This window comes from Saccharothrix stipae (assembly GCF_054781895.1).
Genome location: NZ_BAAGTN010000001.1, coordinates 753,325 through 777,936 on the forward strand (window position 1 = coordinate 753,325; position 24,612 = coordinate 777,936).

The window sequence follows — 24,612 nt, forward strand, 5'->3', positions numbered from 1 at the left end:
CCCGCGTCCCGCGCGGGTGTTCCGCCTGCCGCAACCGGTTCCACCGACAGCAAAGGCGACCGACATGGATCGAACCCGACCGCAGTCCTGGCGCGGCAGGCTCCGCCGGGTGGTGAGCATCCCGGTGGCGCTGGTCGTCGCCGGGGTCCTCGCCGCCGGCACGGCCTCCGGCGCCGCGCCCGAGGCGGATTCCGGCGTCCCGAGCGGCGCGATGGCCGTCGCCGCCGCGATGCAGCCCTCGTGGAACCTGGGCAACAGCCTCGACGCCATCCCCGATGAGACGGCCTGGGGCAACCCGCCCGCCACGAGGGAGCTGTTCCAGACCCTGCGAGCGCAGGGCTTCCGCAGCGTCCGCATCCCGGTGACCTGGTCCAACTCCCAGTCCACCACCGCTCCGTACACCATCGACGCCACCTTGACGAACCGCGTGAAGCAGGTCGTGGACTGGGCCCTGGCGGAGAACCTCTACGTCGTGCTCAACATGCACCACGACTCGTGGCAGTGGATCGCGACCATGCCCACCGACCACGACAACGTGCGCGCCCGGTTCGACTCGACCTGGACCCAGATCGCCACCACGTTCAAGCACTCGTCGCGCAGGCTGCTGTTCGAGAGCGTCAACGAACCGACCTTCACCAACGCCGACGACGCCCAGAAGGTGCGGCTGCTGGACGAGTTGAACACCTCGTTCCACCGCATCGTGCGACAGTCCGGCGGCCGGAACGCCACGCGGGTGCTCGTGCTGCCCACGCAGGTGTGCACGCCGGACCAGAAGCTCATGGACGACCTGGCCGCCACGATGGCCTCGCTGCACGACCCCAACCTGATGGCCACCGTGCACTTCTACGGCTTCTGGCCCTTCAGCGTGAACATCGCGGGCTTCACCCGCTTCGACGAGACCGTCCAGAAGGACATGACCGACGCGTTCGCCCGGATGCGCGACACCTTCACCGCCAAGGGCATCCCGGTCTACCTGGGTGAATACGCCCTGCTCTCCTACGACTACACCCGTCCCGGCATCATCGAGCGCGGCGAGGTGCTGAAGTACTTCGAGGCGGTGGGTCACGAAGCCCGCAAGAGCAAGGTCGTCACGGCCCTGTGGGACGCCGGCTCGTTCATCAACCGCCACACGCTCCAGTGGCGCGACCAGGACGTCTTCGCCCAGATGAAGTCCGGCTGGACCACCCGCTCGGGCACGGCCTCGTCCGACCTGCTGTTCGTGCCCAAGTCCACCCCGATCACCGCCACCACGCTCACGCTCAACCTGAACGGCACGAGCCTGCGCGGCCTGTGGCACGGCGACACCAGGCTGCGCGAGGGCCGCGACTACACCGTCTCCGGCGACCAGCTCACGCTGACCGCCACCGCGCTGACCAAGCTCGTCGGCGACCGGGCGTACGGCGTCAACTCGACGATCGAGGCCAGGTTCACGCGCGGCATCCCCTGGCGGATCAACGTGATCACGAACGACACGCCGACCCTCTCCGACGCGACCGGCACCGCGAACTCCCTCACCGTGCCGACGCGGTTCCAGGGCGACCTGCTCGCGACGATGGAGTCCAAGTACGCGGACGGTTCGGCCGCCGGACCGACCAACTGGACCCCGTTCCAGGAGTTCTACACGACCGTCCGCCCGGACTACCCCGGCGAGGCCATCATCCTGCCGCCCGCGTTCTTCGAGCCGGTCCGCGACGGTGAACCGGTCACCTTGACGTTCCACTTCTGGAGCGGCGTCAAGCTGACCTACCACGTGGTCAAGTCGGGCACCTCGGTGACCGGCACGACGTCCTGACCGGTGCCGGCGGCCGGGGTCCGGGGTCCGGTGTGGCCCCGGCCGCCTCCACCACACACACGGTTTTCGGAGGCTGACGAGATATGGATCGATCCATGCCACCGCGCATCCTGTTCGGCGCCGCGTACTACCACGAGTACCAGCCCCACGACCGGTTGAAGACCGACCTGGACCTGATGGCGCGAGCGGGGTTCACCGTCATCCGGGTCGGCGAGTCGGTGTGGTCCACCTGGGAACCGGAGAACGGGCGGTTCGACGTCGACTGGGTGACGCCCGTGCTCGACGGCGCCCACGAACGCGGCATCTCCGTCGTCCTCGGCACGCCCACGTACGCCGTGCCGCCGTGGCTGTCCCGGCAGTACCCCGAGATCGTGACCGAGCACGCCACCGGGCAGCGGATGGGCTGGGGCGCCCGCCAGGAGGTGGACTTCACCCACCCCGCCTTCCGCTTCCACGCCGAACGCGTGACCCGCCGGATCCTCGTCCGGCACGCCTCGCACCCGGCGGTCGTCGGCTTCCAGGTGGACAACGAACCGGGTCTGCGGCTGCCGCACAACCACGGCCTGTTCCAGCGGTTCGTGGACGACCTGCGCGCGCGGTACGGCACCGTGGAGGACCTCAACCGGGAGTGGGGCCTGGTCTACTGGTCGCACCGGCTCTCCACCTGGGCCGACCTCTGGACACCGGACGACAACGCACAGCCCCAGTACGACGTCGCGTGGCGGGCGTTCCAGGCCCGCCAGACCACCGAGTTCGTCGCCTGGCAGGCGGACATCGTGCGCGAGTACGCGAACCCGGACCAGTTCATCACCACGTGCATCTCCTACGGCCACCCGGCTTTCGAGGACGACGAGCTCACCGACGCGCTGGACGTCACCGCGGGCAACCCGTACTACGACATGCAGGACGGCCTCGTGCTGCCCGATCCCACACCCGACGACCACGAGCAGCAGCACTGGAAGACCACCGGCGTGTGGGCGCTCTACGAGAACGCGGACCGCGTCTTCTCGTCGCGCCAGGAGCCGTTCCTGATCACCGAGACCAACGCGCAGGCGGTCGGCGGCACGTCGGACAACCGGCCGGGCTACGACGGGCAGTGGCGGCAGGCGGCCTGGGCGCTGGTCTCGCGCGGCGCGCGGATGGTGGAGTACTGGCACTGGCACACGCTGCACTTCGGCGCCGAGACCCACTGGGGCGGCGTGCTGCCGCACAGCGGCCGTCCCGGCCGGGTCTACGCCGAGATCGCCCGCCTCGGCGCCGAGTTCGACACCGCCGGCGCCCTGGTGGCCGGGATCGAGCCGGACGCCGACATCGCACTGGTCTACTCGATGCCGAACAAGTGGCTGATGCAGAAGTACCCGCCGCTGGCGACCGCGGACGGCGGTCCGGACCACTCCTCGTACCACCGCATCTTCGACTCGTTCTACCGCGGCGTCTTCGAGGCGGGTCGACAGGCGCGCATCATCCACACCCGCCAGCTGCTCCAGCGCTCGACCCCCGAGGACGCGGTGCGACGCCACCCCGTGCTGGTCGCCGCCGGCCTGTACATGGCCGACGACGCGACGCTCGACTGGCTCGCCGCCTACGCGCACGCCGGTGGCCACCTGGTCCTCGGCCCCCGCACGGGCTACGCGGACCACGAGGCGCGCGCACGGCCCGAGACCGCCCCGCCGCGGCTCGTCGAGGCCGCGGGCGCGTGGTACGACGAGTTCAGCAACCTGGCCACCCCGCTGCCGGTCCGCGCCACGCCGGGCAGCCCGCTCGACCTCGGCGCCGACGCGACCGCGACGCGGTGGGTGGAAGGCCTGACCGCGGTGGACGCGGACGTGCTCGCCGAGTACGAGCACCCGCACTTCGGCCGCTGGCCCGCCGTCACCACCCGCCGGCACGGCGCCGGCCGCGTCACCAGCGTGGGCACCGTGCCCGGGCGCGCCCTGGCCCGGAGCCTGGCGGCCTGGCTCGCGCCCGTACCCGTCAGCGGCTGGGCCGACCTGCCCGCCACCGCCACCGCGACCACCGGGACGTCACCGGACGGCCGCCGCGTGCACGTGGTCCACAACTGGAGCCCGCTGCCCACCGAGGTCCGGGCGCCGCACGACTTGACCGACGTGCTGTCCGGCGACTCGGTCGACGCCGGCGGACCCGTGCGCCTCGACGCGTGCGATGTGCGGATCTTCACCGCGGGCGACGACGCGCCACGCAGGCCGTAACAACCTCTTCGTCAGCTGAAAGAGTGAGGAGTCCCATGTTCGGATTGCGCAGGAAGACACTACCGGCCGGTCGCCGGATGGGTGTCGTGGCGGCCGGGGTCGCGACCCTGGCCGCGAGCCTGGTCACGGTGACGGCGAACGAGGCCGTCGCGGCGGAGGCCGGGTGCCGCGTCACGTACTCGGTGACGGGCCAGTGGGAAGGCGGCTTCACCGCCGACGTCGCGGTGACCAACCTCGGCGCCGCGGTCGACGGCTGGCAGCTGGGCTGGGAGTGGCCGTCCGGCCAGCAGGTCGGCCACGCCTGGAACGCGAAGGTGACCGAGTCCGACCACCAGGTCACCGCCGCGGACGCCGGCTACAACGCCAAGGTCGCGACGAACAAGACGGTGAGCTTCGGCTTCACCGGCACCTGGACGGACGCCAACACGGCGCCGTTGTCGTTCTCGCTCAACGGCGTCGGCTGCGTCCACGGTGGCAAGCAGCTCAGCGCGATGGAGCACACCGCGGCGATGCAGCCGGGGTGGAACCTCGGCAACACGCTGGACTCGACCGGCAGCGACGAGACGTCCTGGGGCAACCCGCGCATCACCGAAGCCCTGCTGGACAACGTGAAGGCGCAGGGCTTCAAGAGCGTCCGCCTGCCCGTCACGTGGAGTGCCCACCTCGGCCCGGGGCCGGACCACGCCATCGAGGCGGCGTACCTGAACCGCGTCAAGGAGGTCGTGCGCTGGGCGCTGGCGCGCGACCTGTACGTCATGATCAACCTGCACCACGACTCGTGGCAGTGGGTCTGGAACATGCCCACCGACCGCACCGGCGTGCTCGACCGGTTCAACAAGATCTGGACGCAGCTGGCGGGCGCCTTCACCGAGTTCGGGCCCAAGCTGACGTTCGAGAGCTGGAACGAGCCGCAGTTCACCGGGAGCACCGGCAAGCCCCAGGAGGTGGAGCTCAACGCCGAGCTGAACGCGTCGTTCCACGACATCGTGCGGCGCTCGGGCGGCAACAACGCCACCCGCCTGCTGGTCCTGCCGACCCTGCACACCTCGTCCGAGCAGGTGTACGTCGACCCGCTGGTGCAGCAGATCCAGGGGTTCAACGACCCCAACCTGATCGCGACCGTGCACTACTACGGCTACTGGCCGTTCAGCGTGAACGTCGCGGGTGGCACGCGCTTCGACGAAGGTGTCCAGAAGGACGTCACCGACACGTTCGACCGCGTGTCCACCAGCTTCATCGCGCGCGGCATCCCGGTGATCATCGGTGAGTACGGCCTGCTCGGCTTCGACCGGCACACCGGGACCATCGAGCAGGGCGAGAAGCTGAAGTTCTTCGAGTACTTCGGCCACCAGGCGCGCAGCAAGAAGGTCACCACGATGTTGTGGGACAACGGCCAGCACCTCCACCGCACCTCGTTCCAGTGGAGCGACCCGGAGCTGTTCGCGCAGATCAAGTCGAGCTGGAAGACCCGTTCCGGCACGGCCTACACCGACCAGGTCTTCAACTCGAAGTCCAGCGCCATCACCGCCAAGACGATCGCGCTGAACCTCAACGGCACGTCGTTCACCGATCTGTACCACGGCAACACGAAACTGGCGCGCGGCCGGGACTACACGATCGAGGGCAGCCGGCTGACGCTGACCGCCGCGGCGCTGACGAGGCTGAGCGGCTCGCGGGGCTACGGCACGAACGCGGTGCTGACGGCCCGGTTCTCCCACGGTGTGCCGTGGCGGTTCTACGTCATCACCTACGACACCCCGGTGCTGTCCGCCGCCACCGGGACGACGGCCTCGTTCGTCATCCCGACGGCCTTCCGCGGCGACCTGCTCGCCACGATGGAGGCCAAGTACGACGACGGCACCAACGCGGGCCCGCACGACTGGACGTCCTTCAAGGAGTACGACCGGGCGTTCACGCCCAACTACACCGACGGTCACACCACCCTGACGCCGGAGTTCTTCGCCGCGGTCAAGGACGACTCGCGGGTGACGCTGACGTTCCACTACTGGAGCGGCGACAAGGTGACGTACTACGTCACCAAGTCGGGCACGGCGGTCACCGGTACGACGGCCTGACCGGACCGGGTCGACGAGCAGACCGCCGAAGGCCGTTCACGGTCTTCGGCGGTCTTCGGCGCGGCGCCCACCCCACCCGCCGCGGCGCCGGTGCACGGCGCTGACCTGCACCACAACCCGGCCACAACCGGCCGGTACTAGGAATCACCCCATGAAGTTCACGATGAGACTGGTCCTGGCGGTGGTCGCCGCGGCCGGGGTGCTGGTTCCCGTGTCCGCCGCGCACGCCACCGAGTGCACGCCCGCCCGTGTGGCGGCGGAGGACGTCAACGAGTACGAGGGCACCACGACGGACAACCACCTGGTGTTCCAGGTGACCGCCACGGCGGACGCCGGCTGTGACCCGGTCGGCTCGGTGCGCTACTACGTCGAGGGCACCTCGGCCACCGCGGGCAGCGACTTCACCGCCGTCCCGGAGGGCACCCTGACGTGGACCGCCACCTCGTCCGCGACGCGGTCGGTGACGGTGACGGTGCACCACGACGACCGGGGCGAGCACGACGAGCAGCTGGAACTGCACCTGGTCGGCGCGAACGGGGTGGTCGTGACCGACCCGGTGGCGATCGGGTGGTTGCGCGACGACGACGGGATGGTCCTCCGCCCGGTCCAGACGGAGGTCGACAGCGGGAAGATCTGCTGGGTCCCGGACGTCTGCCGGGTGCCGATCAGGTTCTCCGTGCCGCTGCGCGCCCCCGTCACGCTGTACTACCGCACGCACGACGTGACGGCGATCGGCGGTCAGGACTACGTGGTGGTCACCAGGGCGAAGGTGACCGCGAAGCCCGGCGTGACGAGCGTGGTCGTGCCGGTCAGGCTGCTGCCCGACCAGTCACCGGAGCCGGACGAGGTGTTCGAGCTCGAAGTGCTCAGCACGTCCGCCGGTCGGGTGGTCGGCGGCAACGGCTCGGTGACGGTCAAGTCCGGTCAGTAGCCGCGGCCTCGGCCGTCGCACCCACCTGCCGGTACAGCCGGGTCGCCCGGTCCCGGTGGTGTCGTGCGGCGGCCCCGTCGCCGCGCCGGTCGGCCAGGTCGGCCAGGTCGCGGTGCACGCCCGCTTCCTCGAAGGCGTCCGGCACGCGGGAGCGCTCGGCCAGCGCGGCCGACAGCGCTCCCGCCGCCGCGTCGAGGTCACCGGCCCGCGCGTGGGCCCGGCCGAGCAGGTTCAGCACGGTGGCCAGGCCGTGGCGGTCGTCCACCTCGCGGCAGATCGCCAGCGCCTGCTCGAAGAACGCCACGCCGTGCCCGTCGCGGTCGAGGTGGGCGGCGCCGATGTCGGCCAGCACCTCCCACTCCAGCCAGCGGTCGCCGATCTCGCGGCTCAGCTCCAGGGCGCGGTCGAGGTCCCGCAACGCCACGTCCGGTTCACCGCGCCGCAGGTGCGCCTCGCCCAGGGTGTTCAGCGTGCCCGCCTCGAACCTGGTGTTGCCCAGCTCGCGGAACGCCTCCAACGCGTCGCGCAGCGGCGCCAGGCTCGCGTCCGGGTCTCCCATGCGGATGTAGGTGTGACCGAGGTTGCGCTGCGACAGCGCCCGGCCCAGCGGGTTGCCCGCGCGGGCGCAGCAGTCCACGGCGCGCAGGTGCGACGGCACCGCCTCGTCGAACCGGCGCAGCTCGGCCAGGGCGTTGGCGATGTTGTTGTGCACGTGGCCCTCGCCGGCGAGGTCGCCGAGGTCGCGGACGATCGCGAGCGCCTGGTGGTTGGCGTCGATGGCCTCCGCCAGCCGGCGGGTCATGAACAGCGCGACGCCCAGCGCGCGCAGCATCTCCGCCTCGGCGGCCCGGTCGCCCAGCTCGGCGGCGGCCCGGACGGCGACCCGGCACATCGCCACCCGCTCGTGCCAGTGGCCGGTGGCCTCGTAGAAGCTGGTCAACAGGTAGGTCAGCTGCCAGGCGGTGGTCAGGTCGCGCCGCTCGCGGGCGAACTGCACCACGGGCAGCAGGTTCTCCCGCTCCCCTTCGAGGAACGCGAGCGCGGCGTGCCGGTCCCGGGGGAACGGCGGCTTCTGCCACGGGTACCGGATGACGGGGCGGACCAGGTCGCGTGCCGGGTTGGCCACCAGGTTCACCTCGTGCGCGGCCTGCGTGTACCAGTCCAGCAGCCGTTCGCCCGCCTCGGTCCGCTCGTCGTCGGTCGGCAGGCCGCGGGCGTACTCGCGGATCAGGTCGTGGAAACCGAAGCGGTGGGGCCCGAGCTCGGTCACCAGGTGCGCGGCGGCCAACGACGCCAGGGGCGCCCGGGCCGACTCGACCTCGGAGACCGCCGCGGCCAACCAGGAGGTGAACGTCGCGCCCGGCGTGACCGCGGCTCGGCGGAACACCCGCGCCTGCTCCTCCGCCAGCGGCCGGTAGGCGCCCGCGATCACCGCGCGCACGCTCCGCGAGTCGCCCTCCACCTCCAGCCCGTCCAGCCGGTCCTCGGCCAGCTCGGCCACCAACGCCTCGATCCGCCGGTTCGGGCTGCCCAGCAGCCGGGCGGCGGCGATGCGCAACGCCAGCGGCATGCCGCCGCACAGCGCCGCCAGCTCACGTGCCGCCGTCGGCTCGGCCGCGACCCGCCGCTCCCCCAGCACGGCGCCCAGCAGCGCCAGGGACTCTTCGTGCGACAACGCGTCCAGCAGCACCGGGTGGACCGCGTGCCGGGCGGCCAGCGCGGCGGGCGATCGCCTGGTCGTCACCACGAGCAGCGACGCCCCACCGCCCGGCACCAGCGGTTCCACGTCCCGCACGTTCCCGGCGTTGTCCAGCACGACCACGCACCGCCGGTCGTGCACGAGCGTCCGGTACAGCGCGACCCGCTCGGCCTCGTCGGCGGGGATGTGGTCTTCGGGCACGTCCAGCACGCGCAGCACATGCGCCAGCGCGTGGGCGCCGGACAACGCCTGCTCGGGGTCGTGGCCGCGCAGGTCCAGGAACAGCCGTCCGCCGGGGAACCGGTGCGCGATCCGGTGGCCCCACTCCACCGCCAGCGCCGTCTTGCCCATGCCGGCGGGGCCGGAGATCACCACCACCGACGGGTCGTCGCCCTCGGCGAGGAGCCGGTCGAGCCCGGCCAGCTCGTCGTCCCGACCGGTGAAGTGGCCGACCCGCGCGGGCAGCTCGGCCGGCGCGCGGGCGACCGGCGGGTCCAGGTCCGGGTCGCGGCGCAGGATCGCGGTGTGCAGCTCCACCAGCTCGGGGCCGGGGTCGACACCGAACTCGTCGGCGAGCTGCTCGCGCAGCCGCCGGAAGGCGTCCAACGCGTCGACGTGCCTGCCGGACCGGTACAGGGCGAGCATGTGCAGCCGGGTCAGGCGTTCGCTGGTGGGGTTGGCGGCCAGCAGCGCGGGCAGCTCCACCACCGCCGCCTCGTGGCCGCCGGCGCGCAACTCGGCGTCCCACAGGTCTTCCAGGGTCGCCGACCGCAGTTCGCGCAGCCGCTCCACGTCCCGCAGCGCCCACCCGGCCGGTTCCGCGTCGGCGAGCGCGTCACCGCGCCACAGCTGGGCCGCGGCGCGCAGCAGCTCGGCCGCGCGCCGCGGCGACCGCTCCGCCCGACCGGCCCGCAGCAGTTCCTCGAACCGCCGCGCGTCGACCTCGACGCCGGTCAGCAGGTAGCCGGGTTCCCTGGTGAGCAGCACGTCGGGCAGCCCGCAGTCGGCCAACGCCCGGCGGATGCGGGCGACGTGGCTGTGCAGGGTCTTGATCGCGGTGCGCGGCGGGTCGTCGCCCCACAGCACGTCCACGAGCCGGGTGAACGGCAGCACGGCGCCGGCGTGCAGGGCCAGCACCCCGAGCACCGCCCGCTGCCTCGTGCCGACCAGCGCGGCGGGGCCGAGCGGGCCGACTGCCTCGACCGGTCCCAGCACCGCGATCCGCCCCACAACCGGCTCACAGCCGGACGACAGCCCCCCGTCGGTAGACCTGTCCCCACGACGGTCAACCTGATCGTCCACAAGGGGGAAGGTACCCGGATGAACGACGGAGCCCGTACCGGATATCGATTGCGGCGCACCATCGCCGTGCCACTGCTGGTGATCGCCGCCACGCTCGCCGGGCCCGGGCAGGCGATCTCGCAGGCCCGGATCGCGGCGGCCGACTCCCAGCTGCCGCCGACGCCCGGACCGGTCTCGCCGGAGCAGGGCAACCCGCAGGTCTTCTCGCTGACCCGGGACGCGAACCACGCCTTCCGGTACTCGTTCGCGGCCGTGGCGGCCGACCTGGGCAGGTCCTACGCGGCCGGGACCGTCGAGGCCGACCTGAAGGAGGGCCTGCTGTCCCTGCCCGCGGCCGACCGCGCCCCGATCGTCGCGACGGCCAAGCAGCTCGTGACCGCGTCGGCGAACACCAGGGTCGCGCAGTTCGGCAGGCACGGTTCGCTGACCGCGGACCAGTTCCGGGCGCTCGGCTTCGCCGGCGCGTTCCGCTCGGTGCAGGTGGACTGGAGCGCGCTGGCGGCCGCAGCCGCGGCGCGCGCCCAGGAGCTCGCACGGGAGGACAAGGCGCAGGAGACCGACGCGCAGCGCAAGGCCCGGGAGCGGTCGATCGACCTCGCCACCACGCCGAGGTTGACGTCGCTGGACTTCCGGATCGACCGGGTGCGGGCGATCGAGGAGACCGACGAGTGGAGCGACAGCGACGAGATCCTGATGGGCGGCATGCAGATCGACCCGGCCGGTGTGACCAGGAAGGTCAGCCCGTGGCTGGTGAGCGGCGACTTCGACGCCGGTGAGGCCGTCGACTACACCGCGCCGGGCCGGTTGTTCAGCCGGTCCTCGCTCACCACGACCGGGACCTGGCCGCGCACGTACGTGGCCGTGGTGATGATGGCCGAGGAGGACCACGGCGGTTTCGCGAGCGCCCTGCACTCGGCCTGGGCCAAGGTCGCCGAACAGGTGCGGAGGGTGGTCGTGCAGGGCACCGCGGCCGTCGTGTCCCCGTCCCTGGGCGAGGTGATCGGCGAGCTCATCGGTCAGGTCGTCGGCTGGATCGTCGACGAGGCCGTGCGGTGGTTCATCGGCATGTTCGAGGACGACCTGTTCGACGCGCGGACCGCGGTCGTCCGCCTCCCGCACCGGTACGAGTTCCTGTACCGGCAGGCGGCGGACCTCGGCTGGACCGACCACCGGCTGCCCACCACCGAGATGCGGTTCGTCGGGCACGGGGGCGACTACCGGGTGAACGTGCACTGGCAGGTCAACGCCTGAGCTGCCACCGAAGGGCTCCCCCGGCGCGCGGCCGGGGGAGCTTTCGCCTGCGCCACACCACTTCCCGCCCGCGTGGCGCGCCGCGTCAACCCGCACCGGGGATGAACTCCGTCCGCAGTTCGTGGCTCGCGTCCGGCAACCGGGCCTCGTAGTAGAGCCGGCACCCGCCGTCCGGGAGCCGCAGGACGTCCACGTACCGGACGTCCACCACCGGCGCGTCCGGCACGGCGACCAACCGGCCGCCGACCGGCGCGGCCAGCCCGGTGCGCTCGAACCAGTTCTCCGCCGGGGTGGCGCGGCCGTCGTAGAAGGCGCGGCCGTCGGGCAGCACCGCGGTCAACCGGGCACCGCGGGCGTCCCACTCCCCCGGTCGGCCGCTCAGCACCGTGCCGCGCCACGTCCAACCGAGCCCGTCGGCGCTGGTCGCGTACGCGGTGCTCATCCGGTCCTCCTCGCCCGGGATGTCCAGGGCGTGACAGCAGATCCACGCCTCCCAACCCTCGGCGGTGCGGCGCACCACCGGGTCCTTGACGGCCGTGACCGGGTCGCCGGAGAAGATCCGCGTGATCGGCGCGTGGGGCAGGGCCCGCAGCGTCGGCGCCTCGACGGCGTCGATCCACCACCGCGGCGTCCCGGGCTCCGCGCAGCAGACGTAGAGCCGCCACGCCCCGCTCTCGGTGCGCACCAGCGCGGGCCGTTCGAGCATGGCGGCGCCGAAGCGGTCCCTGGTGATCGTCGCGACCGTGGTGAAGTTCTCGCCGTCGGCCGACCGCGCGATGACGTTGTGGTCGCCGTCGCCGCGCACGCGGTAGGCGAGCACGATCGAGCCGTCGTCGTCCAACACGGCGCACGGAGCACCGGCCCACTGGTGCGGACCGACGCCCGGCGCGGACGCGACGACGGTGTAGGGGCGATTGCCCGGGAAATAGCTCATGACGGCAAGCCTGATACCGCGGTGCGGACCGCGGTGAGTGGCAGGAATGCCAGGGTTCCGGAGGTTTCTGCCATACTCGTGGGCGTGATCCGGAACGTGGTGGCCGTGGTCGGCGAGCGGGCGGCGGTCTTCGAACTGGGCCTGGTGTGCCAGGTCTTCGGGCTGGACCGCACCGACTGCGGGCTGCCCGCCTTCACCTTCGAGGTGTGCGCTCCCGCGCCCGGCCGGATCCCGACGACCTCGGGCTTCGCGCTGGACGTCGAGCACGGCCTGGACCGCGTGGCCGAAGCCGACGTGGTCACCCTGCCCGCCTGGGACGTCGACGCACCGGTGCCGCCGGGGCTCGCCGACGCCCTGCGCGCGGCGGTCGACCGGGGCGCGCTGCTGGTCTCCGTGTGCACCGGCGCCTTCGCGCTGGCCGGAGCCGGGCTGCTGGACGGCCGCCGCGCCACGACGCACTGGCAGTTCGCCCGGCTGCTGGCCCGCCGCCACCCGCGGGTCCGGGTGGACGCGGACGCCCTCTACGTCGAGGACGGCCCGATCGTCACCAGCGCGGGCGCGGCCGCAGGCATCGACGCGTGCCTGCACGTGGTGCGGCGGGAGTTCGGCGCGGAGTCGGCCAACTCGCTGGCCCGGCGCATGGTGGTGCCGCCACACCGCTCGGGCGACCAGGCCCAGTACGTCGAGACCCCCGTGCCCGCCCGGGCCGACCACGACGACCTGGCCCGGCTGCTGGACTGGGTCCAGCGCAACCTCGACCGACCGCTCCCCGTCGACGCCCTGGCCGCACGCGTGCACATGTCACCCCGCACGTTCGCCCGCAGGTTCCGCGCCGCCACCGGCACCACGCCGCACCGCTGGATCCTCGACCAACGGCTGAACCTGGCCGAACGGTTGCTGGAGACCACCGAGCTGACCGTGGACACCGTCGCCGCCCGAGCGGGCCTGGGCAGTCCGGACACGCTGCGGCACCACTTCACCGACCGCCGCGGCATCACACCGACCGACCACCGCCGGGCGTTCCGAACGGTGCGTTGAGTTGCCGCGCTGAGTTGCCGCACCGAGATCCCGCGCCGCCAGCCTCCAGAGGATCAGCCGGTCGAGCACCCGCCGCGGGTGCGACCAGCCGCGACGCGGTGGTTCTGCCCGACCCCAGCCGTGACCGGTGCGGGGTCGGGCAGAACGACCGCGTGCGGGGCTAGCGACCGGCCAGTCGCCAGGTCTGGTTGAGCGGGCTGCCCTGGGTCACGGGGTTGCAGGTCCACTGGTGGACCACGGCGCCCTGCGCGGTGGAGACACCGTTGACGTCGACGCACTTGCCGCTGTGCCGGGCGACGAGCTGGTGGTCGTCCGGGTCGTTGCCGGCGTAGGTGACCTTCCGCAGGGTGAACTGCTGGTTGGCACCGCTGTTGCAGGCCCACTGGATGACCGCGGCGCCGTCCGCGGTGGAGGCCGCGTTGACGTCCAGGCACTTGCCCGACTGCTGGTTGACGACCGTGAAGGTGTCGGCGAGCCCGGCCACCGGGGCGAAGTTCCACCGCTGCTCGTCACCGGTGCCGCAGGACGACTGCCGCTGCTGGGTGCCGTCGGCGGTGCTGCGGTTGGGGTTGGTCAGGCACTGCTGCGAGTGCTGGACGACCGCGGTGGACTGGAAGGAGCCGTCACCGGTGCCCGAGGGCGGCAGGACCGTGATGGTGAACGAGTCGTCGACGTTGGAGTGCGGCAGGTTCACCGTGGTGGCGTTGCCGGCCAGGGTCACGATCGTGTTCAGCACGGTGACCGGGCCCTGGACCGCCCCGCCGCCGTTGTGCGGGATGCGCTCGGCGAGCACCCGCACCTGGTTGTTCACCACGAGGCCCTCGGTGGCGTCCAGGCGCCGGAGGGAGACCGCGATGTTGCCGGTCGTGCGACCACCACCGACCAGCACCTTGGCCTCACCCGGCGCCTTCGTCGCGAACGCGTCGTAGGACTGGCTGGGCGTGACCGAGGCGATCTGACCGGTCTGGGAGCCGTAGAACCGGTAGACCCACCACTCGCCCTTAGGCTGGTGCCGGCCCGCCGAGTCGCGGACCAGCAGGTTGCCGAGGTCGTTGTGCAGGTTCCCGGCGCTGGCCCAGTTGGCGCGCAGGCCGTCGGCTCCGGCTCGCTCCAGTCGGGCGATGTACCAGGAGCCGTCACCGGGGTTCTGCTCGTTGGACGCGCCGTACTCGTTGATCTGGTACGGGCGCGGGTGCGGGATGCCGCGCGCGTCGAGGGTGGCGTTGGCCGTCGCCACGTTCGCGACCGGGTCGCCCGGCAGGGAGTGCCAGCTGATGATGTCGGGCACGACGTTGTTGGCCTTGACGAAGTCCAGGTACTGCGTCCACCACCCGGAGGTCGACGGGACGCACGCGCAGCTCGGGCCGACGATCAGGTGCGTGGGGAACGCGGCGCGGATGCGCTGGTACGAGCGCCGCCAGAGCTCGAAGTACTGCGCCTGCGGGCGGTTCCAGAACAGCGTGATGTTGGGCTCGTTCCAGATGTCCCACTGCACCGGCGCTCCGGTGGCCCGCACGTCGTTGATCAACCGGGTGAGGAAGTTGTCGTAGTCGGTCCAGTTGCCGTTGTCGCCCGGGAACCGGGAGATCGGGTAGCCGTCGGCACCCCACAGGTCGTGGGGCAGCAGGATGAACTCGCCGCCCAGCGACCGGGTGCGCAACAGCTGGGCGCGGGTCGCGTTCCACCTGCGGTCGTACTTGCCCGACACCCAGCCACCGGGGCTGTCGAGCTGCGCGCCACCGGCACGCATGTACCGGAACTTCACGTCGCGGAAGAAGTTGTCCGCGGGCGCCGAGGCGTCCTCGGACATGCCGTAGATCCAGCCGGACGCCCGGTAGGTCGGGGAACCGCCCGCCACGGAGAAGTCGACCGCGATCGACTCGTCACCGGCCTGGGCGGGACCGGTCATCGTGATCAGGGACGAGGCGACCAAGGTGCCGACGGCGAACAGGCCGGCAAGGCCGCGGCGGCGAGGGCGCCGCCTCGGGGGTGTGGTGTCCACAGGAGACTCCTGGTGCAGGGTTGGTGGCCGCGGTTCCCGGACTCCGTCGTGGATGCGGTCGGCCCAGGTCGATCGGACCACCGGGGGGAGGTCGAACCGATTCGAGTGACAGGGATCACCGTACGCGCAGTCCTGTCAGGGATGCAACGGTTGCCTGGATCGTCGCGGGCGAGATCGACCGAACCGGTTCGACTACGTGCGGACGGGTGGGCGAGCGCGAAACCGCAGGAGCCGCCGTGCGGCCGGCCGGTGCGGGCTGGTTGCCTCGCACCGGCCGGTCCGCGACGGCGGCTCCTGCGGTGGTGTTCTGGCGGAACCCGTGGCGTGGGCGCCGGTCCGGGTTCACCGGCCGGGCCCGCGCCGGTGGGTCAGGCGACCGTGCAGGCCGCGCCGTTGAGGGTGAACGAGGACGGTTCGCCTGCGTTGCCGGTGTGGGTGGCCTGGAAGCCGATGCTCACCGACCCGCCGGGTGCGATGTTGCCGTTGTAGGAGACGTTCCTGGCCGTCACCTGCCCGGAGGACGGCGAGTAGCTCGCGTTCCAACCGGAGGTGATGTTCTGGCCTCCCGGCAGTGTGAACGCCAGCGACCAGCCGCTGATGGGCGCGGACCCGGTGTTGGTGATGGTGATGTCCGAGGTCAAACCGTTGCCCCAGGCGTTGACGGTGTCGGTCACCTTGCAGCCGTCACCGGGCGGGTTCGTGGTCGTCGTGGTCGTCGTGGTGGAGGTGGTGGTGGTAGTCGTCGTGGACGTGGTGGTCGTCGTGGTGCCGGGGGCGCCCTGGAACTGCGAGATGAACTTCCACGCCTCGCCCTTGGTCCAGGTCCGGATGCCGCTCTCGGCGTAGGTGCCGTCCACGGGACCGGGCATGTGGCCGTTGTCGAAGGCGGCCCACTGCACCGGGTACCCCGCCCGGCACGAGTACGTCGTCGTGATGTGGGACATGCTGCCCTGCGCCGGTTCACGCGGGCTCTGCGGCGTGCAGCCGTTGTTGGCGACGAACTTGTCCCGCAGCGAACGCCCCATCGAGATGTTGAGCACGTTGTCGGTCAAGCCGTGCATGCCGAAGTAGGCGATCGGTTGGGTTCCGCCGCTGCACCCGCTCAGCTGGGCGCCCGCGTACACCACCACGGCCCGGAACACCGTCGCCCGGGCACACGCGAGCGCGTAGCTCATGCCGCCGCCGTAGCTGAAGCCCATCGCGAACCGCAGCGCCGTGTCCACGCACAGGTCGCTCTCGATCCGCCTGATCATGTCGTCGGTGAAGGTGACGTCCTCGCCACCGGAGTTCGCCCAGCCGTTGCCCAGGCCCTGCGGGGCGACCAGGATCGCGCTGTTGTTCGACTGCTCCTGCATCCCGTAGTACGACCACGCGGTCCCACTGGTGCCGCCGGAGGAGACGTCGTTCATCGTCCCGCCCCGCCAGTGGAACCCGAAGATCAACCGGTACGGGCGCGTGTTGTCGTAGCCGTCGGGTACACGCAGGATGAAGCTGCGGCTCTTCCCGCCGCTCTGGATCGTGTGGCTGCCACTGCGCAACGTCGGCGCCTTGCCGCAGCCGGCGCTCGACGCGAGCGCGCCGACGTTCGAGGCCGGCGCGGTCTCGCCCAGCCCTCCGCTCAACGCCGTGCCGGTCGCCGCCGCGGTGAGGAGCACCGCGGCGAGCGCGGGCCCGAGAAGCCTACGCGTGATCATCAAGGACTCTTTTCTGCCGTTCGGACATCGAGTGCGTGGGTGGGCGGTCACCGCGGAGGCCGACCACCCGGCGGCGGCGGAAGTGATCAGGTGCGTCCGGTGGGCGCGGGACCTCGTCGTGACGTCCCGCGCCCGGGTCCGGTGTCAGCAGGGGGAGTTGGTCTGGGTGAGCAGGCCGAGCCGCCAGGGCAGGCGGTTGTAGTCGCCACCCGCGTTGGGATCCATGCCCTGGTAGAGGAAGCGGAGGTGGCAGGGACTGATCTCCATGGTCTGGTCGGAGCCGGAGCGCAGCATCTCGCCGTGGCTGATGTCCCGGGTCCAGGCACCGCCCGGGAACGTGACGTTGTTGTGCCGGGCGAAGGGGTTGGCCTCCGTGTCGGCCAGGGCGGTCCACGGTCCGGTGATGGCGGGTGCGGTCCAGGTGCGGAAGTAGCGGCGGCCGTCGGTGCCGATGGCCTCGTGCACGAGGAGGTACTGGTTCTTGCCCGCGATCTTGTAGACGTTGGACGCCTCGAACAGGCGGTTCTTGTCGGAGTCCCGCATGGCGATCACGGTGTTGGTGAAGCCGTTGGGGTAGTTCGCGACCGTGGTCTCGGAGCGGTAGAGGTGACCGTTGTCGTCGGAGGAGAACAGGTAGCACTTGGCGGTGTCGCAGACGACCCAGAAGTCGACCCAGTAGCCGGGGCCGATGTTGTCGCGGATGATCTGCGGCATCCCGTTGGCGTAGAACTTCTTGGGCGCGCTCCACGAGCGGGGGTTGGCGATGTCGGTCGTGGTGGAGTACGAGGCGTTGTCGCCGGTCTGGTAGACCAGGTACCACAGGTTCTGCGGCGCGAAGAAGAACACGTGCGGCGCCGCCTTGTACCCGCCGCCGATCGCGGTGGTGTCCAGGTAGGTGTGCGGCGCCGACGACGCCTGCGACCAGTCGCTGAAACTGGTGTACATCAGGTTGTAGCCGGTGGTGTAGGTCGACGCGAACACGTGCCACTTACCACCGTGGTACACCACGCTGGGGTCCTTCACCGCCACGTTGGCATGACTCGAATCCGGCTTCGGACCGATGATCGCGCCCGTGGACGACCACCGGAAACTCGACGGCAGGTTCCCCGACGGCGTAGTCGTCGTGGTGGTCGTGGTGCTGGTGGTCGTACTCGTGGTGGTGCTACTGCTGGTGGTGCTGGTCGTCGTCGTGGTCGTGGGTCCGATCTCACCGGTGCACACCGTGCCGTTCAACGAGAACGCGGTCGGCGCGGGGTTGCTGCCGGTCCACGACCCGTTGAAGCCGAACTCGGCCCGGCCACCGGTCGGGATCGACCCGTTGTAGCCGACGTTCCGCGCGCTGACCTGGTCCCCCGCCTGCGACACCGTGGCGCTCCACGCCTGGGTCACCTTCTGCCCGGCCGGGTAGGACCACGTCAGCGTCCACCCGTCGACCGCGTCGCCGAGGTTGGTGATGGACACGTTCGCGGTGAACCCGCCCGGCCACTGGGACGGTGCGGAGTAGACGACCGAGCAGCCCGGTGCGGCGGAGGCCGGCACCGACACCCCCGCGAGCGCGGACAGGGCGACCACCGGTGTGAACGCCGCGATGGCCAGCTTGGCCCGCCTCGACCTGAAACGCCGTGACAAGAGCATGACTTCGCCTTCCTGAGCGTGATCGTGCCGGAGCCTGCTCACGGACTCGCGCGGGGACCGGATCGAGGGAGGCGCACCGGATCGACCCGCGCGACCAGACCGTCCTCAATGGAGGGTCGCGCGCCGGGGAGCCGGGCCGGTCCGAGGGCGGGCACCGCGCCGGGCACGATCGGCCGACGACACCAGGGCTGACCCCGACGGGTTGATCGGGAGAGCCCGGAGGAGGGGTGCGCGTCGAACGCGCACGGCGCAGGAGGCGATCGCATCCGTGTCCCCATCGTCGTCGTTGACGGACGGCCGCGGCGGAGTTGCCCGACCGACAGGGTTCGAAACTTTCGGTGCAGAGACCACTACTTTCGAGCCAATCTAGCCGGCACCCGCAGCGGCGGTCAACGCTCAAGGAAGCTAAAACTGTTAGCGCTCACTTTTCGCCGGTCACCGCCGTGTTATCGAACGCAATCGACTGACCGCAGCGGATAGGCGGTGATCAGATTGCACCTTCGAGGCGATCGTGCTGTTCAGGTCAATGAACAAAGACTGCACGGTGAGCAGAATTGTTAGCGCAAACACCACGGTCTCGTGAACTGCTCGCGACCGCGATACTCCGCTACCGCGACGACCGGCTACCGGGTGTCCCGCTACTGGGGCTCCGGCTACTGGGCGCTCGCAGGGGAACGCCTCAGGCGCAACGACACGGCCGACGGCGCCGCCGGCATGGTGAGCGCGAGTTCGGCCGTCTCGGGATGCCACGTCGTGACGGCCCGAGCGGCGCCGGGGTAGAGCAGGTCGACCACGACGCCCGTGCCCCGCAGGTGTGGCAGTCGCAGCGTCGCGGTGTCCCCGGTGCCGGGTCGCCGCCACGCGGTGAGGTACGTGGTGTCGGTTGTGCGCAGGGCGAGGGCGATCCACGGGTCGTCCCAGGCGGGCAGTCCCAGCGGCCAGGCCGGCACGGCCCGCGGCAGGTCGGCGCGGATGCTCTTGTACACGGTCACGGCCTCGTGCACGAGGGCACGGGCCTCGGGGCCGAGTTCCGTGATCCGCCCGGACAGGTGCACCCGGCCCAGGAGCGCGTTGACCATGGTGAAGGCGACTTCGTCCAGCGAGTCCTCCGGCCGCGGGTAGGCCCAGACCGCGCCCTGCTCCGGGGTGACCGCGGTGGGCGCGGCGGCCGCGATGGGTGCGTAGAGCGCCAGGTCCTCCTGGTCGCTGGTGGACTGCACCTGCAACCGGGACAACAGCGCGTGGTCCATCCGCATGCCACCGGAGGCGCAGTTCTCCACGACCAGGTGCGGGTGGCGGTCCAGGACGCCGTCGAGCCAATCCAGCTGGGCGCGGTTGTGGCCGAGCAGGCCGGCGCCCGGGCTCTCGCCGGGGTGGCCACTGGTGCCGACGCCGACGTCGACGTTGTGGTCCAGCTTGAGGTAGCCGACGCCCCACTCGCCGACCAGGCGGTCCACCACCGCGTCGAGGTGGGCGCGGGCGGCGGGGTGGCGCAGGTCGAGGTGGTAGCGGCCCGATTCGACGACGCGCACGCCGTCACGCCGGAAGAACGCCTCCTCGGGCAACGCGTCGGCAACGCTGCTGCAGACCCCGATCACCTCCGGTTCCAGCCACAGACCGGGGACCATGCCGCGGTCCCGGATGCGGTCCAGCACGTCGTGGAGACCTCGCGGCCCGGGGAAGCGGGAGCGGGACGCCTCCCAGAGCCCGACCGAGTCCCACCAGTTCTCGGCCTCTTCGGCGTACCAGCCGGCGTCGATGACGAAGTACTCCGCACCCGCATCGGCCGCGGCGTCGACCAGGGGCCGCAGCTTGGCGGTGGTGGGGTCGCCCATCAGGCAGTTCATGTAGTCGTTGAAGATGACCGGCAGGCGCTCGTGGTCGGGGTGCGGTCGGCGCGTCGCACGGCGGTAGTCGGTCAGCGCGGCGAAGGCGACGTCGGTCCCGCCGTCGGAGCCGAACGCGAGGGACGCGGGCACGGTGCGGAACTCCGCGCCGGGTTCGAGGGCGTGGTGCCAGCCGTGGTGGCCGTCGCAGGGACCGAAGACCGCCAGGTAGGCGGACTCCTCGCGTTCGCCGCACTCCCAGCGCCAGCCGCCACCGTTGTGCTCGACCTGCCACACCCACGCCCGACCGGTCCGGCGGTCGACCAGACCACCCATCGGCAGTTGACCGCAACTGGACCAGGCGCCCTGGCCTGCCAGCACGAACGCGCCCCGACCGTTGGACATCCGCACGCGCTTGGTGAGGGCGGGCGAGGTCAGCCGCAGCGGTCGGCGCTGCCAGCGGCACTCGGCGAACCAGTCGTTGTCCGCCCACAGCAGGTCGGCGTCGTCCAGCGCCTCCGCCCGCGCCGGCGTGAGGCCACCCAGCGCGAGCGAGCTGACCGCCTGCAGGCGCAGGGTGGTGTCGCCCTCGTTGCGCAGGACGACCTGACCGCGCAGCGCGGGGACGCCGTCCGGCGAGCCGTAGACCACCTCGGCGACCAGGCCGGTCTCCGGATCGCCGAGTTCGACGGCGAGCGTGTGCCAACCGTCCTCGTGGGTCGAGCGGTGCGTCCGGTAGCGGAGCCTCTCGCCGATCGTGGAGTGGATGAAGCGGTTGCCCGACCACCGGCGGCCGTGGTCCACCGCGGTCACGGCCACCAGCGGCACCGCCGCGCCGGGGTGGTGCTCATCGGCGGTGTCACCGGGCGAGCCGAGCCGGGCCAGTCGGATGACGCCGTCCTCGGTGAGGTCGAACTCGGCGGCCAGGGTCTCGTGGCCCCACTGGATCGTCTGCGGTTCGCTGGTCACGACGAGCCCCCGGTGTCGAAGCGCTTGACCTGTCCCGTCGAGACTAACCACGCACATCGACCTTCAACAAGGCCTTCAACAGCGCGAACACTCCTTGCCGTCACACGATTGACATACTCGGCGGACACGTGCGAACGTCGAAGCGCTTCACCGCCCGCGTGCCACCCGGAGGACTCCCCGATGCCCCTGACGGACTCGCCGCACGACGAACTGGCCCACTACCGCCCGGACGCCAGCCCTCCGGAGGACTTCGACGCCTTCTGGGAGCGCACCCTCTCGGCGGCACGCGCCTGCGACGGAGCGGTGCGGGCCGAGCGGGTCACCGACCGGCACCTGCTGCGCACCGTCGACGTGGACGACGTGCGGTTCCCCGGCTGGAACGGCGACCCGGTGGCCGCCTGGCTGCTGCGCCCGCGCGGCGCCGAAGGCCCGCTGCCCGTGGTCGTGACATACATCGGCTACAGCGGGGGTCGCGGGCTGCCCACCGACCACCTGCTCTGGTCCGCCGCCGGGTACGCGCAGCTCGTCGTGGACAGCCGCGGCCAGGGCCACGACACCCCGGACTCGACCGAGGGCTCCGGCACGCAGTGGGCCGAGGGCTTCATGACCCGCGGTGTCGACTCCCCCGACCACTACTACTACCGACGTCTCATCACCGACTGCGTCCGGGCGGTGGACGCGGTCGCCGACCTGCCCGGGCTGGACCCCCGACGGGTGATCGTCACCGGCGGGAGCCAGGGCGGCGGCCTCGCGCTCGCCGTCGCGGGGCTGGCGCGGGACGCCGTGGCCGCGGTCCTGCCGGACGTGCCCTTCCTGTGCCACTTCCGCCGGGCGGCGGAGATCAGCGGCGAGGGTCCGTACCCGGAGCTGGCCAAGTACCTGCGCTGGCACAGCCGCGAGCACGTGGAGCGGACCTTCGCCACGCTGTCCTACTTCGACGGCGTGCACTTCGCCCAGCGGGCGACGGCGCCGGCGTTGTTCAGCGTCGGCCTGATGGACCCGATCTGCCCGCCCTCCACGGTCTACGCCGCCTTCAACCACTACGCGGGCGACGAGCGGACGATGACCGTGTGGCCCTTCGCCGACCACGGTGGCGGCTACGGTTCCAACACGGCCGTGCAACTGGCCTGGCTTCACGAGCGCGGGCTCACCGCGGCGGCGGGCGCGTCCGCCTGACCCGGCTCCTGCTCGGGGCGTCCGTCCGCCGGCGGGCGGACGCTGTCGCGCTCCACCAGGGTCGGTGCGATGGTGCGCTGCCAGTCGCCGACCTCGCGGTCGCCGACCTGGGCCAGCAGCAGGTCCAGCGTCTCCCGGGCGACGGCGTCGAAGTCCGGCCGGATGGTCGTCAACGCCGGGATCAGGTACCCGGCCTCGGGCACGTCGTCGAAGCCGACCACGCTCACGTCGTGCGGCACGCGCCTGCCGTGCTCGCCCATCGCACGCAGGATGCCGAGCGCCAGGTGGTCGTTGGCCGCGAAGACCGCGGTCACCTCGGGCATCCGCGCGAGCTCCTGCCCCGCCCGGTACCCCGCCGCCGCGCTCCAGTCCGCGGGCAGCGGCGGCGGCGCCTCCAGACCCGCGTCCGCCAACGCCGCCCGCCAGCCGCGCACGCGACCCGCGCTGTCGAACCAGTCCGGCGGACCGGACACGTGCCACACCGTGCGGTGGCCCGCGTCGAGCAGGTGGCGGGTCGCGGCGTACGCGCCCGCCGCCTGGTCGACGGTCACCAGCGGGGTGGACCGCTCCGGGTCGCCGTCCACCATCACCAACGGCACGCCGGGTGGGATGGCGTCGATCGCGTCGCTCACCGAGGCGGTGGGTGCGATGACGACGATGCCCGCCACCCGCTGGTCGCGGTGCCACTCCAACGCACTCGTGACCGACCCGCGGTCGGCCACGTCCACCCGGTGCGCGGTCACCACGAAACCCACCTCGGCCGCCGCCTGCTCGAACGCCGCCACCAGCGAGACCGGCCCGTACAGGGTGGAGTTCTGCGCCACCACGCCGATCAGCTGCGAGCGGCCCGTCACCAGCGCGCGGGCCAGTCGGTTCGGCCGGTAGCCCAGCTGGTCGATCGCCGCCCGGACCCGCATCCTGGTCTGGTCCCGGACGTGCGGGTGCCCGTTGAGCACCCGCGACACCGTCTGGTGCGAGACCTGGGCGAGCCGGGCGACGTCGGCCATCGCCGGCGGGTTGAAGGTCCTCTTCCCCACTACCGTCCTATCTACGTGGTGCTCGCGCGCTGCTCCGCGCCGGCGGTCAGGCGCTGGTGCAGGTAGCGCCGTTGAGGGTGTATGAAGTCGGTTTGGCCGCGTTGCCGGTGTGGGTGGCCTGGAAGCCGATGCTCACCGACCCGCCGGGTGCGATGTTGCCGTTGTAGGAGACGTTCCTGGCCGTCACCTGCCCGGAGGACGGCGAGTAGCTCGCGTTCCAACCGGAGGTGATGTTCTGGCCTCCCGGCAGGGTGAACGCCAGCGACCAGCCGCTGATGGGCGCGGACCCGGTGTTGGTGATGGTGATGTCCGAGGTCAGACCGTTGCCCCAGGCGTTGACGGTGTTGGTGATCCGGCAGGAGTCGCCCGGCTGCTGCGTCGTGGTCGTCGTGGTGGTCGTCGTCGTGGTGGTGGTGGTAGTGGTGGTGCTCGTCGGGAAACCGGAGCCCTTGACCACGTAGACGGCGGTGCCGTGGGGAGGCACGGTGGCGGAGAACCTGCCCTCGTTCGTAGGGACGGCCGCGTTCGTCCAGGCGTCCCGCACCGAGATGTCCACGCCTTCCAGGCCGCCGACGGCCCAGCGGTCGGTGCTGATGGTGGTCGTGCTGGAGCCCTGGTTGAACAGGGCGACCGCGACCTGGTTGTTGTTCAGCGTCTTGGACAGGATGCGGCGCGTGCCGTCGTTGGAGACCTGCCTGGCCTGGAAGCCGAGGGGGTCCTGGCTGATGGCGATGAGGTTGGGGTTCTTCAGGATCGTCTGGGTGGCGGCGTCCATGTTGCGCAGGTCGTTGCCGGCGATGAGGGGCGAGGCCATGATCGCCCAGAGGGCGAAGTGGCTGCGCATCTCGGTGTCGTTCATGCCGCCGCGGCCGACTTCGAGCATGTCCATGTCGTTGAACGACCCGGGCTTGGCGTAGGAGGCCAGGGGCACGGTGACGTTGACGATGTTCTGGATGCCCATCGGGTAGCCGTTGGTCTGGCCGGTGTCCCACTTGTTGGTGATGTCCTCGGTGGTGCGCCACATGTTCGACACGTCGCCCC

The 24,612-nt window shown here is 71.5% G+C and carries 15 protein-coding genes; 7 read left to right on the forward strand and 8 right to left on the reverse strand.

The features are described 5' to 3' along the window. The first annotated feature begins 64 nt into the window (after nucleotides 1-64). The 4 genes from ACYVLT_RS03125 to ACYVLT_RS03140 all read left to right on the forward strand — a co-directional run bounded on the left by ACYVLT_RS03125 (nucleotide 65) and on the right by ACYVLT_RS03140 (nucleotide 7,008). Nucleotides 65-1,792 (forward strand): cellulase family glycosylhydrolase, encoded by a 1,728-nt coding sequence (locus tag ACYVLT_RS03125; RefSeq protein WP_461118531.1) that lies wholly within the window; start codon nucleotides 65-67, stop codon nucleotides 1,790-1,792. Between the two features lie 95 nt (nucleotides 1,793-1,887). After that, complete coding sequence (locus ACYVLT_RS03130) at nucleotides 1,888-4,002, forward strand: beta-galactosidase (RefSeq protein WP_461118532.1); 2,115 nt, start codon at nucleotides 1,888-1,890, stop codon at nucleotides 4,000-4,002. A 35-nt stretch (nucleotides 4,003-4,037) separates the two neighbouring features. Continuing rightward, nucleotides 4,038-6,077, forward strand: coding sequence for a cellulase family glycosylhydrolase (locus ACYVLT_RS03135; RefSeq protein WP_461118533.1), 2,040 nt, complete (start codon nucleotides 4,038-4,040; stop codon nucleotides 6,075-6,077). Nucleotides 6,078-6,240: 163 nt separating this feature from the next. Next, entirely contained in the window at nucleotides 6,241-7,008 is a 768-nt protein-coding gene (locus ACYVLT_RS03140; protein ID WP_461118534.1) for a Calx-beta domain-containing protein, read from the forward strand. Here ACYVLT_RS03140 and ACYVLT_RS03145 read toward each other — a convergent pair. Then, nucleotides 6,992-9,937: an AfsR/SARP family transcriptional regulator gene (locus ACYVLT_RS03145; RefSeq protein ID WP_461118535.1), complete on the reverse strand. Its 2,946-nt coding sequence runs from the start codon at nucleotides 9,935-9,937 to the stop codon at nucleotides 6,992-6,994. The two genes, ACYVLT_RS03140 and ACYVLT_RS03145, sit on opposite strands and share 17 nt — an antisense overlap. A 138-nt stretch (nucleotides 9,938-10,075) precedes the next feature. Between ACYVLT_RS03145 and ACYVLT_RS03150 the strand changes: the two genes are divergently transcribed. Then, nucleotides 10,076-11,260, forward strand: coding sequence for a hypothetical protein (locus tag ACYVLT_RS03150; RefSeq protein WP_461118536.1), 1,185 nt, complete (start codon nucleotides 10,076-10,078; stop codon nucleotides 11,258-11,260). An 85-nt stretch (nucleotides 11,261-11,345) separates the two neighbouring features. On the opposite strand, the gene ACYVLT_RS03155 is transcribed toward ACYVLT_RS03150, so the two are convergent. Next, nucleotides 11,346-12,194, reverse strand: coding sequence for a hypothetical protein (locus tag ACYVLT_RS03155; protein WP_461118537.1), 849 nt, complete (start codon nucleotides 12,192-12,194; stop codon nucleotides 11,346-11,348). 84 nt (nucleotides 12,195-12,278) lie between these two features. On the opposite strand from ACYVLT_RS03155, the gene ACYVLT_RS03160 reads away from it, so the two are divergent. Next, nucleotides 12,279-13,232, forward strand: coding sequence for a helix-turn-helix domain-containing protein (locus ACYVLT_RS03160; RefSeq protein WP_461118538.1), 954 nt, complete (start codon nucleotides 12,279-12,281; stop codon nucleotides 13,230-13,232). Nucleotides 13,233-13,392: 160 nt separating this feature from the next. Here ACYVLT_RS03160 and ACYVLT_RS03165 read toward each other — a convergent pair whose 3' ends face one another. From ACYVLT_RS03165 to ACYVLT_RS03180, 4 genes are all read right to left on the reverse strand, one after another. Next, nucleotides 13,393-15,234, reverse strand: a complete 1,842-nt coding sequence (locus ACYVLT_RS03165) for an RICIN domain-containing protein (protein WP_461118539.1) — start codon at nucleotides 15,232-15,234, stop codon at nucleotides 13,393-13,395. A 368-nt stretch (nucleotides 15,235-15,602) separates the two neighbouring features. Further along, nucleotides 15,603-16,928: a CE1 family esterase gene (locus ACYVLT_RS03170; RefSeq protein ID WP_461118540.1), complete on the reverse strand. Its 1,326-nt coding sequence runs from the start codon at nucleotides 16,926-16,928 to the stop codon at nucleotides 15,603-15,605. 144 nt (nucleotides 16,929-17,072) lie between these two features. Next, nucleotides 17,073-18,563: a non-reducing end alpha-L-arabinofuranosidase family hydrolase gene (locus tag ACYVLT_RS03175; protein ID WP_461118541.1), complete on the reverse strand. Its 1,491-nt coding sequence runs from the start codon at nucleotides 18,561-18,563 to the stop codon at nucleotides 17,073-17,075. Between the two features lie 653 nt (nucleotides 18,564-19,216). Continuing rightward, nucleotides 19,217-21,358, reverse strand: coding sequence for a glycoside hydrolase family 36 protein (locus tag ACYVLT_RS03180; RefSeq protein WP_461118542.1), 2,142 nt, complete (start codon nucleotides 21,356-21,358; stop codon nucleotides 19,217-19,219). A 180-nt stretch (nucleotides 21,359-21,538) separates the two neighbouring features. Here ACYVLT_RS03180 and ACYVLT_RS03185 point away from each other — a divergent pair, with 180 nt between their 5' ends. After that, a complete protein-coding gene (locus tag ACYVLT_RS03185) occupies nucleotides 21,539-22,534 on the forward strand; it encodes an acetylxylan esterase (protein ID WP_461118543.1) in 996 nt (331 codons plus the stop codon). On the opposite strand, the gene ACYVLT_RS03190 is transcribed toward ACYVLT_RS03185, so the two are convergent. Together ACYVLT_RS03190 and ACYVLT_RS03195 are read right to left on the reverse strand one after the other, a co-directional pair. Then, complete coding sequence (locus ACYVLT_RS03190) at nucleotides 22,492-23,571, reverse strand: LacI family DNA-binding transcriptional regulator (RefSeq protein WP_461118544.1); 1,080 nt, start codon at nucleotides 23,569-23,571, stop codon at nucleotides 22,492-22,494. The two genes, ACYVLT_RS03185 and ACYVLT_RS03190, sit on opposite strands and share 43 nt — an antisense overlap. Nucleotides 23,572-23,617: 46 nt before the next feature. Then, nucleotides 23,618-24,612, reverse strand: a 995-nt coding sequence (locus ACYVLT_RS03195; RefSeq protein ID WP_461118545.1) for a cellulose binding domain-containing protein, incomplete at its 5' end; no start/stop codon positions are given.